We start from the raw sequence: 13,775 nt of genomic DNA, 5'->3' as shown, positions 1-13,775 counted from the left end.
CCGTGTTTATAGTTATAGCCCCCTTTTTTATTTACAACTAGCAAGTTGAATTCTCCTAATATTCTTATGTGGTTTCAACTGTAATATATCTAAAAAGTTATTTCATATTTTTCCTAATAATCATTCCTTCCAAAAGAAATGGTTTAATATTTTTCCCGTTTTGATTTCTAACAGATGTTGGTTTGTGGTTTTGCTATCAAGTCCGCCTAATGAGGGAATCCACTTGCCTGTTTTGATGTAATCCAAACGTTCCAATAATTGTGGATATTTTCGAGCTACCTGCTTGATGTTTAACCCCGTGTAAAGTGCTGTTTTTAAATTATTTTCTTTTGCAATCGTAATAAATTTCAGCAGCTGATCAATATTCCATTCTCCTCCCATAAAAAGCACACAACTGATAGCTCCCTTATATTTTTCGATGAGTTTTTCTAACAAACTAAGCGTTAAAGGCTGTCCAAAATTAGGATTCCAGATATGCTCAGAGTGGCAACCCTCACAAGCCAACGGACAACCTGTTATCGTGAAACAAAGCGAAATTTCATTAGGAACTTCCTGTAAAACAATATCATACTCGCTATATCGCAGTATTGCCATAATATCTTTTTTGGGCTTCCTTTTGTCTGTCTTTCGAGAAATTACTTATTTTTTTCAAATAACCGATGATGCGAGTAGCGTAATCAATATCAGCGGAATGGCATTTTACACAATGGTCAGTGGTGTGTTTATTGATATAACCACAACTATTACAATAAGTTACTTTTACATTGAAACAGAAATAATTACAACCCGTTTTCGCAGCTATATTGAGTAGTTTCAAAAATCCCTCTTGGGTTGGATATTCTTCCAAATTGCAGTGATATGCCGAGCCTCCGTCTAAAAATTGGATATATTCGTGTCCGTGCATAAAGAATTTATCTATGATATTAACAGACTCATCTTCAACCACATAAAAATATGAATTGTAGCAATCTCTCGGAACAAAAAGCCCATCAGATTTATCCCAATTGGCATTTTTCACGCCCAAATTTTCAGCAGGAACAAACTCTGTATTAAACATATAGCCGTATTTTGCTTTGGCTTCTTTGTTCTTTTCGTAAATCAGCTTTAAATTTTTATTGACAAATGATTTATATTCCTCATTATCAGATATTTTTAATCCTAAGAACTCTGCTGCTTCTACCATTCCATTGATTCCTATGGTAAGAAATTGTTTGTCAAGCGAAATAAATCCGGCATCGTACACGGGAAGCATTTTAGCATCTTTATAATCCTGAATAATAGCACGATACGCAACCTGATATTTATGAATATCATCAATCATTTTTTCCAAAGAAAGCCCTTTTTGATACAATCGGTTCATATTAATGGTAATCACATTGATACTTCCAGTGGAAACGCCTCCCGCACCCAGCGAATAACTGAACGTATTGTCCGAAATTTCATTTCGCAAACGGCAACAACTCGCCAGTGAATCGGCATTATCGGACTGATAAATGAAAAATGCGTTTCCTTCGCTAAGTTCTTCGGCACAGAAGTTGGCAAAATTTTCATCGTAAACTCTTTTGTCCTTGGTTAGCATCGCCGCCGTAGCCACAGGGAAAGTCAGAATGGCTTTTTTTCGTTCATTATTAAACCATTTCATAAAATATTTTTGGATTTTATCCAACGATTCATAAATTGGTTTGCTTCCGTCGGGGAAAACAAAATTCCCGAACATCGAATCGAAATAAGGTTTGTCGTACAAAGAAATATTCCAAAAAACGGATTGATAACCACGTGCCGCCGCAGGTTGATTGATAGCATACACCACGTGTTGCATTTCGTTTTCTACTATTTTTGTATGCGTTTTTAGGTAATCATTCCCGTAGTCTTTTCGAGCGAAATAGTCAAAATACATCAAAAATTCAACGGTTGCTACGGCTCCTGCAAATTGAGAAGATACTGAAAATAAGAAATTTACAAACGAGCCACAAAAACTCGCTAAATGCTTCGGAGCTTTGGATTCGCCACCAAGTTTCAACAGTCCGTCAAGCAAGAGAGGATACATCGAAACGCTCACACAATAAGGTTTCAGACTAGTTTCGTCGTGTACGTAAATTTCGTGTTCTTCAATTTGCCTGATGTATTCATCGGCTAAATCCTGACCAAAAAGCTGAGCAATTTTGCGTGAAACCAACATTCTATTCACCTGAATATTAATGTCTTTATTCAGTTCAGCTTCCATCGTGGCTATGTTTTTGTTAGAAACATTAGCATTAGAATCAAACAAAGAACCACTCGCTGCATTTTGCGATGTTAGGTAATTCTCAATAAAATTACATTTCGTTTTTAGTTGTTCGGGCGTTAATTTTGTGAATTTTGACATAATAAATCGTTTTACAGATGAGATTATTCAAAGGTTAAGTCGATGCAAAATATAGTTAGTGGAAGTGTTTCAATTTCTGAAATTTTCAGAAAAAAAACGATTGAGTTTTGTGATAACAAAAAAAATCTATAACTACTTGATTAATAGATTTATGATATTTTTAATTATCACACTACGAAGCTATGCAAATAAAAGATATATAAATCTTAAAATCTAGAATATTTATGCACAAACTTATCAACATTTGATAAATAGGCATACTTGTAAAATGTTCATTTTACCTAAAATTTAGACACAAAAAAATCCAAGCAGTTCAGATAAAAAACTGTTGGATTTTTACTTTTTAGATGTTTTTTGTAAAATGATTAAGTCTTGTGTTTTAAACTTTTTTAGTAGTTTTTCCAATATCTGAAGTATTTTAGCGGTGTGGATACTTAAAAAACATTCAATTTAGTAGAAACCCCGATTTTCAGCTTTTTTGCCGATTTTCGGGGTTTGTTGATAATGAATATTAAAATATGTTTATCTGATGTGCAGTAAATTAATAATTTTTCAAAAGTAGCTTCTTACTGAGAAGAGAATATGCTTTAAATCTAGCTACAATTGAATTCCGATAGTTACTATTAAAACTGATAGACCACCTCTATTTTGTGTCCAGCGAGGGTCTTTTTAGCTTTTTCCAAATCTTCGGTAAAACCTAACATATAACCCCCTCCTCCTGATCCACAAAGTTTTAAGAAATAATCTCCAGTGTCGATACCTTGTTTCCAAAGAGTGTGAAATTCAGCAGGAATCATCGGTTTGAAATTGTTTAACACCACTTTTGAAAGTTTTTTGACATTGCTAAATAGTGATTTGATGTTTCCTTTCAGAAAATCATCGATACAGGCGTTTGTGTATTCAATAAATTCCGTTTTGAGCATACTTTGAAAGCCTTCATTTTTCATTTTTTCCATGAAAATACGCACCATAGGAGCGGTTTCTCCTACAACTCCACTATCCAACAAAAAGACAGCCCCTTTGCCGTTAATTGCTTGAGAAGGAATTCCCGTCGGTTCAATATGATCTTTTGATTTAATTAAAATCGGTAAACTAAGGTAGCTGTTCAAAGGATCTAATCCAGACGAGGTGCCGTGGAAAAAGGATTCCATTTTACCGAAAATAGTCTTTAGTTTCAAAAGTTTTTCACGAGTCAAATTCTCTAAAACAGTGATTTTGTCATGAGCATATTGATGATAAATAGCAGCTACCAACGCACCACTACTTCCCACGCCATATCCTTGTGGGATGCTACTGTCGAAGTACATTCCCTCGGCGATATCGCTTTTCAGTTGAGCGATGTCAAAAGTAACAATTTCAGGGTTTTCGGTCGAAAGTTGTTCCAGATATACCGAAAAATCAGCTAACGCTCGGTTTGATTTTCTTGCCTCTTCAAGTTTGTTAGGGTCAGCCTCATCGAATGTTTTCAAGGCTCCGTTATAAAAATTATACGGTATAGCCAATCCTTTGGAATCTTTTATGATTCCATACTCGCCAAAGAGCAATATTTTCGAGTAAAAAAGAGGTCTTTTCATTAAATTAATGATTTTTTAATTGACAACGAACAATTTCAAATTGCTGTCCTAGGGTTCAAAGCTAATTACGAATTTAAAGGTGCAAATTAATCTAATTTGTAATTACTTCGTTGCTATTTGTTAATTATTCATTGACTTAATTGTGGTCGCAAATATACTGCTTATTTTCACAATACACAACTAATTCTTTTTGAATAAATTGTATCACTTCATTCTTACAATAATTTGGATACAAAACATGTACGTTTGCACCAGCATCAAGTGTAAAACAAACAGGAGTTTTCGTCTCTTCTCGGAATCGCCATATGCGTTGAATTACTTCTAACGTATTAGGTTTCATTAGTATGAAGTAAGGAGTGCTGGTCATCATCATAGCGTGTAGGGTAAGAGCTTCACTTTCTGTGATTTCTATAAATTTGTCCAAATCACCATTTTCAAAAATAGGGATTAACTTGCTGATGTTCTCGTGAGCTTGTTCAAAGCGTCGTTCTGCGAACGGATGATCGTGCATCAAGTCATGACCAAGAGAGCTACTTACTTGTTTTTGTCCTTTATCAATCAATAGTATAGTGTCTTGAAAATTATTGAAAATTTCGTGAATTTTATATGGGTACACAACCCCGTATTTGTCCGAACTTCCCTGTATTTCAGTATGTTTTCCCCATACTACGATTTTCCCTTGTATGCTTCTACAAGCACTTCCAGAGCCTAAACGTGCTAATACGGAGGCCTTTTGCCAGTAGGTTTCATCTTCTGCCAAATGAGGGTATAGCAATTTTTCCATTTGCATCAAACATAACGAAAGAGCTGCCATACTACTTGCTGATGAAGCGATGCCACTACTATGAGGAAACGAATTTCTCGAATGAATTTCTAAATGGAAATCCTTTAAAAAAGGCATATATTCATAAATTCGTTTAAGAAACGTAGTGATTTTAGGGTGAAAAGTAGGTTTAGGCTTGTCCTCAAAGAAAAATTCAAACTGAAAGTCATCCGTTGGAGTGGTTAGCTGTTCAAAATGAATGGTTGTTTCTGTATAACTATTGTTTAACGTTAAGCTAATCGACGGGTTTGCAGGGAGTTGATTTTTGCGTTTTCCCCAATATTTGACTAAGGCAATGTTGCTTGGAGCCTTTGCCGAAACTGTTCCTTTCTGTGTTTGGTATTTCATATCTTTGCAAAAAAAACGAGCGACTGATAAAATCGCTCGTTGTGTTATGTTTTTTTATCGAAGCGGGCGATTCATCACCAAATCGATGTATAGATTTACTTTGTTTTTCAGATTTTTCCGATTTACAATAAAGTCTAAGAATCCGTGTTCTAAAACAAATTCGGCGGTTTGGAATCCTTCAGGGAGGTCTTGACCTGTGGTGTCTTTTACCACGCGTGGCCCTGCGAATCCAATCAAAGCACCAGGCTCAGCGATGTTGATGTCACCAAGCATAGCATATGAAGCCGTTGTCCCCCCTGTCGTAGGGTCGGTACAAAGCGATATGTAGGGCAATCTAGCCTCGTCTAACTGAGCTAATTTCACCGAAGTTTTCGCCATCTGCATTAGTGAAAGAGCAGCTTCCATCATTCTGGCACCTCCTGATTTTGAAATCATTAGGAAAGGAAGTTTCTTTCTGATGGCATAATCAATAGCACGAGAAATTTTTTCACCTACTACGCTTCCCATTGAACCACCAATAAAGGCAAAATCCATACACGCAACCACCAATTTCTCTCCTTTGGAATTTCCTACAGCCGTGCGTACAGCGTCTTTTAAACCTGTTTTTTGTTCAGCCTCTTTTAGGCGGGTGGCATAGGATTTCGTGTCGACGAATTCCAGTGGGTCTTTTGAAGATAGGTTGGCATCTAATTCTTTGAATTCATTATTATCGAAAAGAATCTGGAAATATTCCTTACTTCCGATACGTACGTGGTACTCATCCTCAGGACTTACGAAATAATTAGTTGCAAGTTCTTCAGTTTCAACGATTTTTCCGCTCGGAGACTTGTACCATAAGCCTTTTGGTGTATCTTTTTTTTCCTCAGTAGAGGTTTGTATTCCTTTTGCTGTTCTTTTAAACCAAGACATAATCCTCTGTATTTATCCGACAAAAGTATAAAAAAAAGTGAAAAATAAAAAGAAATACATTTGAAAGTTGATATGTTTTCTTTATTGTTTTGTGATTAGATTAGATTTTGGTTTTTATGGTATGAAATAAGGTGTTTACTAATTAGTTGATATGTAGTTGTTTATTTTTGTTTTTGAGTTTTTGTTTTTAAATAAAATGTTTAAGTTTGTTTAGAGTAAATAAAAATAATACTTTTGCCCCGAATTTAGAGTTCAATAATGAAGTTTTTGTTTTTGTACATATTACTATTTGTTTCCATACAGGTTTTTTCACAACAAGTTGCTGGGGTTGTGGTTGATACTCATGATGAGCCTTTACATGGAGTAGTCATTGTTGATGAAAAATCAGGACGTTGGACAACTTCAAATAAAGAAGGTAAGTTTTCGATTACTTTTCATCAAGAATATTTATTAAGATTCAAGATGCTAGGGAAAGAAGAGGAGTCATTGGTAGGTTCTTCACCTTCTTCTTCGATACGAATTGTTCTGAAGGATAAAACCTTACGGTTGGATGATGTGGTAGTAACGGCAAGTATCCCTGAAAAAGGGGTGGCAAATTCGAAAATTGTACTCAACAAATACGCGATTAGTCAATTCCAATCTTTTTCGTTAGCTGATGTACTGCAGCAGCTTCCAGGGCAAAGGATAGTTGCCTCTAATTTTACTTCACCGAAGGTGTTGAATATGCGAACGGCAATTAACAGTGGTAACAATGCTTTCGGGGTGGGTTATATATTAGATGATATGCCTCTTTCTAATGATGAAAATATGCAAACTTATAAAGGGACAATAGCTACTACGAGTTATTCATCAAATGTTAATTCTGGGTTGGATTTGAGAACGATACCCACGTCAAATATCGAAAAAATTGAAGTTATTACAGGAATTGCTGATGCTAAATATGGAAATGCCACTACGGGCTTGGTTATTATTGAGCGTAAAGCAGGTATTCATCCGTTTTTGATAGATGCTAAATTACAGGGAGGAGGGCAATCCATTTCGGTAGGAAAAGGCTTTCAGTTATCCCCCAAGATAGGCAAACTAAGTCTTTCACTGGATTACTTAAACTCGAATAACCAACCGGTCAATAATTTAAATGGTTTTAACAGATTGACAGGGAGTGCTATATGGACTACAGAGCGTGATGATTTTTTTCATAACTCGCTGTCAATGACCTTGCGAACTAATTTAGATGAAGTTAGAAAGGACAAGGAAAATGAGGTTAATTTTCAAGCAAAAAATGAAAAGAAAGATTATGCCATCACTTTAAGTAACCGTTCGCGATGGCAATTGAATCGAATATGGATCGACCGATTGTCGTTACAAGGTGGATTTTCATATTCCTACACTGAAGATTATAATTCTTCGTGGTTAAATAATGGAGGTTTGGTAGTCCCCACAGCAACTGAAACGAGTTTGCATACAGGGGTTTATACGCCTCCACAGTATTTAGGAGTGATGCACACTAAAGGAGAACCTTTTAATGCTAATATGCAAATTTCGGCTGAAAAGCATTACCGCGTAGGGTCATGGAATCATATTGTTTCGGCTGGTAGTAGTTTCAATTATAGCGACAATTTTGGTGAAGGAAAAATTTATGACACGCAAAGTGCTCATACTCAAGTTTTGTTGAAGGGGAATTCATTACCACAGCAATCAGGAGTTCGTGCAATTAATTTTGATAGATATGTCATCGCAAGTAAGCAACTCTCTGCCTATGTGCAGGATAATATATCGTACCAATTTGCTAATAAACGAATGCTTTATGCTAATGTAGGATTTCGTTATGAAAATCAAAATGGGTATTCATCATTGAGTCCGCGTGTGAATTTGTCATATGAATTTTCGAAGGATGTGAAGGTTCGTGGAGGTATAGGACTTGCTACGAAAGCTCCGTCCTTAGCTAATATGTTTCCAGGGCCTATCTACAATGATTTTTTAGTAATAGATTCACGTACAGGTGATTACGCTTTTAATCTTGTTCAAACTTTTGTAGAAGAACGTGAGCGAGTACCTTTGAAACCTTCGAAAAGTTGGAAATACGAAGTAGGTGCAGATTTTCACACTGATTTGGGTAAAATAGCTTTATCCACATTTCATAATCATTCGTATGATGTGTTTTATTCTGCAACAAACTACAAAGATTACGCAATACCAGTGGTAACTTTAATTCAAAATAGTGACCCTGCTAAAATGCCAACTTACACCATTACTGGATATAGAAAACGTTTGATGAATAATTCTGTGACCGTTAATTCAGGTTGGCATCGTGATTCAGGAGTGGAGTTAGTAGCGAATTTTCATAAAATTCATGCCATTAACACCAGTTTTTCACTGGCAGGGACATATGTTTATACCGAAAATAATAGAGAGGGACATGTTTTTGAAAAAAATAGTAACAATTTAGAGACAGAATATTTGTATGGACTTTATAAAACAGATAGTGACCGTCAGGATAAACTTTCGTTGCGATTAACGGCTTCCTATCATTTGTCCTATTTGGGATTGTTGATTTCTTTTACGGCAGAGCAGTTTACTTTTTCAAACCAATATGGAAAGTTTTATAACCTTTATCCGTTTGCTTATGTAAATTCCCAGGCTCAAATTATTCCTATTTCGGAAGCAGAACGTACCGATGCAAAATACAAAGGGTTAGTACGTGCAATTGATTCAAGATCTGTTGCTCAAAAAACGCCTGCTTATCACAATTTCCATCTTAGGATAACAAAAGAGATGGTTAACAGGCTTAGTTTTTCGGTCTATGTAGTGAATTTTTTTAATTACAGACCAAGAGTAATTGTGAATCAAAATGTGAATGTCGAGAATGCAACAATTTCATTTGGAGCTACAGCAAAATATAGTTTTTAACATTTTTAATTTAAATTTTATTTCAATGAAGAGAATTTTTACACTCTTAGTAGTAGTGACCGCTTTATGGTCATGTAAGAAGGACGATGAGAATTTCGTTCAGAAGGTAGAGCATTCCATAACAGTTACTTATGGGGTTGACTATGGAGACGCTCCTATAGCAGAGGCTACGGTTTTATTGGTTAACCAACAAACATCCGAAAAGTACAATTTTAAAACGGATGCTAATGGAAAAGTAATAGCTGTTGTACCTGCAGGAACGTATAGTATTCAAGCTTCAAAAACCTTGACTGCAAAGGAAATGGAAGCCATCTCAGGGCAAAATATAGAAGCTTCTTTTAATGGAAGTGAGACTAACAAGGAGATTAAACTTGACAATAACGTTCCTACAATTATAGCAACTGTATCGGGGCGTGTGGGTAATTTGGTAATCAAGCAAATTTACTATCAAGCAAGTCACATCAAAACGGCTGCAAATTATCGTGATCAATTTTTCGAGATTTATAACAATTCAAACGAAACCATTTATTTGGATGGTTTATGCTTTGCTCGGATAACAGGAGTGAATAGCGTTTCATCGTCTAATCAAGGTAAAGATGAATATTTACCGAATGGACAGTATAACTGGTCTGTAGCTCATGGGATTACACAAGGAGCGGCAGCTAATACGGATTATGTCTACTCCGACGAAATTTTGATGTTCCCTGGTTCAGGAAAGGAATATCCACTTGAAGCAGGAAAATCTGTGATTGTAGCCCAAAATGCGATAAACCATAAAAATCCACTCACCGTAACAACCGCTAATGGCAAACAGGTTACCTATGAAGTTACAACACCTGAGCTTACAGTGGACTTAAGTAAGGCTCATTTCGAGGCATATTATACTCCTCATGTACAAAAGCCATTAGCCACAGACGTTGAAAACCCAAACGTACCCAATATGGTTTTGGCATACCACTCTACAGGACGTGGAGATATGATTTTCGATCCACTTGGACGTGATGGTTTTGCCATTTTTCGAGCTACACAAGCTCAAATCAATGCTTGGAGTTCAGCTCCGCTACCAACCGTAAATCCAAATAATAACATTAAAGATGACACACATCGCCATAAACAAATACCAGTAAACATCATAATTGATGGCGTAAATTTACAACACTATGAAGATGCAAAAGCTGTCCCTCATCGTGTACCCGATGTAATTGATGCGGGACATATCAAAGGAAGAGGTCGTTATTCTTCTAAGTCAGCAATTCGTAAAATAAAAATAACACTTCCGAACGGAAGAAAAGTCTACCGAGACACGAACAACTCTATGAATGATTTCAATCCTGACGAAACTCCTGATGTGAGTGCTATACAATAAGTTTTTATTTTGTGGAGGCGTAAGTATGGACTTACGTCTCTACTTTTATTTGTAGCGAATAGCCTTTGACTCTGTAGCTGTTTACATGATTTTCCATGTTATTTTCATAAATAAATATATATATCGTGATGATAAAACGAATTTTTCTCCTTATGCTCTTTTCTGTGCAAATTGTTAAAGGACAACAAAGACCAGAATCTGTATTTTTCTCCAAAATATATGAACAATATGCACATTTACCGGTGTTTTTTTCTGAAATTCCGATGGAGAATTTTACTAAATCGTCATTGTTTTATGATCAAAACAAAGGGGAGTTGCGTTTAGGACAGCAAAATAGCGAAGAAATAGCCTTTGGATTAATCACTAAAGGACTCTATAGGCACAATAAATTTACTTTTTGGGGTGATACAAAAATAGAACGTTTGTATGAGAAAAACAAAAAATGGAATTTGTCCTATACAGATGTACTACCTGAAGGTCAAATGACTGATCCTCATTATTTTGCAGTGAGTAGAGGTTCGGAATGGAACAATCAACGATATGATTTGTTAGGAGGTGTTTTACTGCCACTTGTTGGACAAAAATGGGATTTGGCTGTTTCGGCAGATTATGATTTAGTACAGCGATTTCGTACCGAGTATGATCCTCGCCCAAGTGTTTTGCATAACAACTTAATAATCAACCTTTCATCAGGGATTAAATTGGGAGAAAATCACAAGATAGCTTTTGGAGGTAGCTACGGACATGGCAAAACACAAAATACAGTAACCTATTCCGAAGAGCTCTTAAACACACCAGCCGCGTATCAAAAATATTTACGTTGGCAAATAGGCTATGGAACATCTCAAAATGCTAAACACAAAACAACCAAACGCATTCACAATCACAAAAGTACATGGTTAGGCTACCATTATAAAACTGAAAATTATCTTCTGTATGCCTACGGAGTGCATAAATATCAATTTAATGCAACATATCAGAATTCTAACGAAATAGTAAATGAATCCGAAGACTTATTAGGTCAATACACACTCAATACGATTTCAGGATCAGTAGGGTATCTACGAAATCTTTTTAGAGGAAAAAAAATACATTTAAATACAGAGATGTCAAACGTTAATGGGTTTAATTTCTTAGGTTCGCAACAAGGAAAAAATTATCAGTCCAATTTAAAAAAAATGGAACTGAACGTATCCTTGTTGAGTGTTAAAAATAACTTGATACACTATGACATGGGGGCTTCTATAGGATATGTCTCTTCTTACCAAAAGGATGTACTAGCAGAAACCATTGCTGAACATGCACACCTTCGTTTTGCTCCTTACTTCCGAAAAGAATATGCGTTAAAAAAACTCTCTGTATTGCCAAGAATAAAATTTGTATACCATCAAAAGTTACAGAACAAATTAGAAAATAATAACATAGGTCATTATAAAAATATAGCTGATACGGATTATGCTGGTAAACATATCCGATTGTTTTACGACGAAGTGGTGTATCCTGACTTCAATTATTTTGACAAAAACCGATATGAAATTCACTTCGGCACAGACTTTAAAAAAACATTGGACGATCGTCGTTTTATTCTGCTTGGCGTTTCAACCATATATAAAACCACTTTTATGAAACAAAAGGAAAATCGCTACCATTTGTCCTTAAACTTGACATTACATTACTAAAAAAAGTAGTATCTTTGTAGCTCATTTTCGTATAATATTTATCGTACTGAGAAAATGTAAAAAGATCTGTAATGTGGCTCTACATGCAGATAATTAGCATTGGCTGTGCATAAAATAAAAGTTTAAAATAAGTATATCTAAAATACGCAGAATTAATGAAAAGGTTTTTGTTTCCCACGGTTTGTTTCAGTGTAGCACTGCTATTTTTTGCTTTTCGTGAGCAGATGGTAGCGTCCATATTTGAAGATCAAGCATATATTGATAAGTTGCGAGATGAATATAGCTCAGGAAACCCCAAACGTTGGGAAGCTCCTGTTTTAGATAGCTCTTTAGTAGCAAGTTTTCAAGATATAGGTTCGCTCCCACCCATGGAATTTCCCGTTGATAATCCTTATTCTGATGCCAAAAAAGAGTTGGGTAAGAAACTTTTTTTTGACCCTCGTCTATCGCGTTCCAAGCAGATAGCTTGTGCTTCATGCCATGATTCTCAATTAGGTTGGGGAGATGGTCGGACGGTTTCTTTTGGGCATGATCGCCAAGCAGGAACCCGTAACTCAATGACTTTACTTAATATAGGTTATCATAAAGTTTTCTTTTGGGACGGACGAGCTTCTTCGCTTGAAGAACAGGCTTTAATGCCTATCAAAGATCCTGTGGAAATGCACTCCTCCGAAGCAATTTCTGTGAAGAACATTCGCAAGGTAAAAGGATATAAACAATTGTTCAAAGAAGCCTTTGGTGATGATCGAATTACCATTGACCGTATTCAAAAAGCGATAGCTACTTATGAAAGAACTATTGTGAGTAGGCGAACTAAATTTGATCAATTTATAGCCGGTGAGAAAAAGATTTTTTCTGACCAAGAAGTTGTGGGGTTGCATTTGTTCCGTACGAAGGCTCGTTGTATCAATTGTCATAACACACCGCTTTTCTCAAATCAGCAGTTTCACAATGTAGGACTATCTTACTACGGACGTGTTTTTGAAGATTTGGGTCGTTATAACATTACACAACAAAAAGAAGATGTAGGTAGGTTTAAAACACCTTCGTTGCGTGAGATTACGTACACAGCACCTTATATGCATAACGGACTAATGCCTCATTTGGAAGGAATTGTACAAATGTATAATGCGGGTATGCCACGCCCTAAACCCACCGAAAAACAAAAGAACGATCTTCTTTTCCCGACCACAGACGAGCTACTTAAACCGTTAAGTTTAACCAAAGAAGAACAAAAAGCCTTGATCGCTTTTCTGCATACTTTATCATCGTCTCCTACGCGTGAACGAGCGCCTGAATTACCTAAGTGATTTTTTTATTCGTCTGATAATTCCTACTTTTGTGGCCTATTACATTATGATGGAACTAAAAACGATTTTAAAAGCTGCTCGTTTGCGAACGTTACCGCTCTCTGTTTCAGGGATTATTATGGGTAGTGCGTTGGCTTTTCGTGTAGGGTACTTCCAATGGAATATTTTTTTGTTGGCACTTCTCACTACGATTCTCTTTCAGATACTTTCTAATTTCGCTAATGATTACGGAGATGGAGTCAAAGGAACTGATAATGTCAATCGTGTAGGGCCACAACGAGCGCTACAGAGCGGGAAAATATCCCAAAGTCAAATGGAAAGGCTAATCATCATTACGGCGTTGTTGTCAATGCTTGTTGCAATGGCTTTGATTTATGTGGCTTTTGGAAAAGAAAACTGGGTTTATATGTTGATTTTCTTTGTGTTAGGGGTTTCTTGTGTTGTGGCAGCCATTAAGTATACGGTAGGAAAATCAGCCTATGGGTATCGAGGTT

General features: G+C 36.1%; 10 protein-coding genes. 5 read left to right on the top strand and 5 right to left on the bottom strand.

Features of this window, described 5'->3' with window-relative positions:
- Positions 1-120 precede the first annotated feature (120 nt).
- From nrdG to accD, 5 genes are all read right to left on the bottom strand, one after another.
- Complete coding sequence (nrdG, locus tag CCAND38_RS03645) at positions 121-594, bottom strand: anaerobic ribonucleoside-triphosphate reductase activating protein (RefSeq protein ID WP_042343923.1); 474 nt, start codon at positions 592-594, stop codon at positions 121-123.
- Positions 575-2,365 (bottom strand): anaerobic ribonucleoside-triphosphate reductase, encoded by a 1,791-nt coding sequence (gene nrdD / locus CCAND38_RS03640; RefSeq protein ID WP_042343922.1) that lies wholly within the window; start codon positions 2,363-2,365, stop codon positions 575-577. Before nrdD ends, nrdG begins: the two co-directional genes overlap by 20 nt.
- Positions 2,366-2,988: 623 nt before the next feature.
- Positions 2,989-3,939, bottom strand: a complete 951-nt coding sequence (locus tag CCAND38_RS03635; RefSeq protein WP_042007810.1) for a mevalonate kinase family protein — start codon at positions 3,937-3,939, stop codon at positions 2,989-2,991.
- A gap of 136 nt (positions 3,940-4,075) precedes the next feature.
- Positions 4,076-5,110, bottom strand: coding sequence for a diphosphomevalonate decarboxylase (locus tag CCAND38_RS03630; protein ID WP_042343921.1), 1,035 nt, complete (start codon positions 5,108-5,110; stop codon positions 4,076-4,078).
- 54 nt (positions 5,111-5,164) lie between these two features.
- Entirely contained in the window at positions 5,165-6,019 is an 855-nt protein-coding gene (accD, locus tag CCAND38_RS03625) for an acetyl-CoA carboxylase, carboxyltransferase subunit beta (RefSeq protein WP_042343920.1), read from the bottom strand.
- A gap of 273 nt (positions 6,020-6,292) precedes the next feature.
- Here accD and CCAND38_RS03620 point away from each other — a divergent pair, with 273 nt between their 5' ends.
- The 5 genes from CCAND38_RS03620 to menA all read left to right on the top strand — a co-directional run.
- Positions 6,293-8,926: a TonB-dependent receptor gene (locus CCAND38_RS03620; RefSeq protein WP_197066323.1), complete on the top strand. Its 2,634-nt coding sequence runs from the start codon at positions 6,293-6,295 to the stop codon at positions 8,924-8,926.
- A gap of 25 nt (positions 8,927-8,951) precedes the next feature.
- Positions 8,952-10,292, top strand: coding sequence for a DUF4876 domain-containing protein (locus CCAND38_RS03615; protein WP_042343938.1), 1,341 nt, complete (start codon positions 8,952-8,954; stop codon positions 10,290-10,292).
- 128 nt (positions 10,293-10,420) lie between these two features.
- Positions 10,421-11,971 (top strand): DUF6850 family outer membrane beta-barrel protein, encoded by a 1,551-nt coding sequence (locus tag CCAND38_RS03610; RefSeq protein WP_042343918.1) that lies wholly within the window; start codon positions 10,421-10,423, stop codon positions 11,969-11,971.
- Positions 11,972-12,126: 155 nt separating this feature from the next.
- On the top strand, positions 12,127-13,281 hold the full coding sequence (locus tag CCAND38_RS03605; RefSeq protein WP_042343917.1) for a cytochrome-c peroxidase: 1,155 nt from the start codon (positions 12,127-12,129) through the stop codon (positions 13,279-13,281).
- A gap of 49 nt (positions 13,282-13,330) precedes the next feature.
- Positions 13,331-13,775 (top strand): 1,4-dihydroxy-2-naphthoate octaprenyltransferase (menA, locus tag CCAND38_RS03600; protein ID WP_042343916.1); only part of this gene is annotated, 445 nt, incomplete at its 3' end.

The organism is Capnocytophaga canis, from assembly GCF_000827555.1.
In the GTDB taxonomy this organism is placed as follows: Bacteria; Bacteroidota; Bacteroidia; order Flavobacteriales; family Flavobacteriaceae; genus Capnocytophaga; species Capnocytophaga canis.
Note: the sequence above shows the minus strand (reverse complement) of the source record. Positions and strands in the feature narration are given on the sequence as shown.

Coding starts and splice junctions, on each gene's coding strand:
- nrdD (WP_042343922.1), bottom strand. CDS start 2,365: ATGTCAAAATTCACAAAATTAACGCCCGAACAACTAAAAACGAAATGT.
- nrdG (WP_042343923.1), bottom strand. CDS start 594: ATGGCAATACTGCGATATAGCGAGTATGATATTGTTTTACAGGAAGTT.
- CCAND38_RS03610 (WP_042343918.1), top strand. CDS start 10,421: ATGATAAAACGAATTTTTCTCCTTATGCTCTTTTCTGTGCAAATTGTT.
- CCAND38_RS03635 (WP_042007810.1), bottom strand. CDS start 3,939: ATGAAAAGACCTCTTTTTTACTCGAAAATATTGCTCTTTGGCGAGTAT.
- CCAND38_RS03615 (WP_042343938.1), top strand. CDS start 8,952: ATGAAGAGAATTTTTACACTCTTAGTAGTAGTGACCGCTTTATGGTCA.
- accD (WP_042343920.1), bottom strand. CDS start 6,019: ATGTCTTGGTTTAAAAGAACAGCAAAAGGAATACAAACCTCTACTGAG.
- CCAND38_RS03630 (WP_042343921.1), bottom strand. CDS start 5,110: ATGAAATACCAAACACAGAAAGGAACAGTTTCGGCAAAGGCTCCAAGC.
- CCAND38_RS03605 (WP_042343917.1), top strand. CDS start 12,127: ATGAAAAGGTTTTTGTTTCCCACGGTTTGTTTCAGTGTAGCACTGCTA.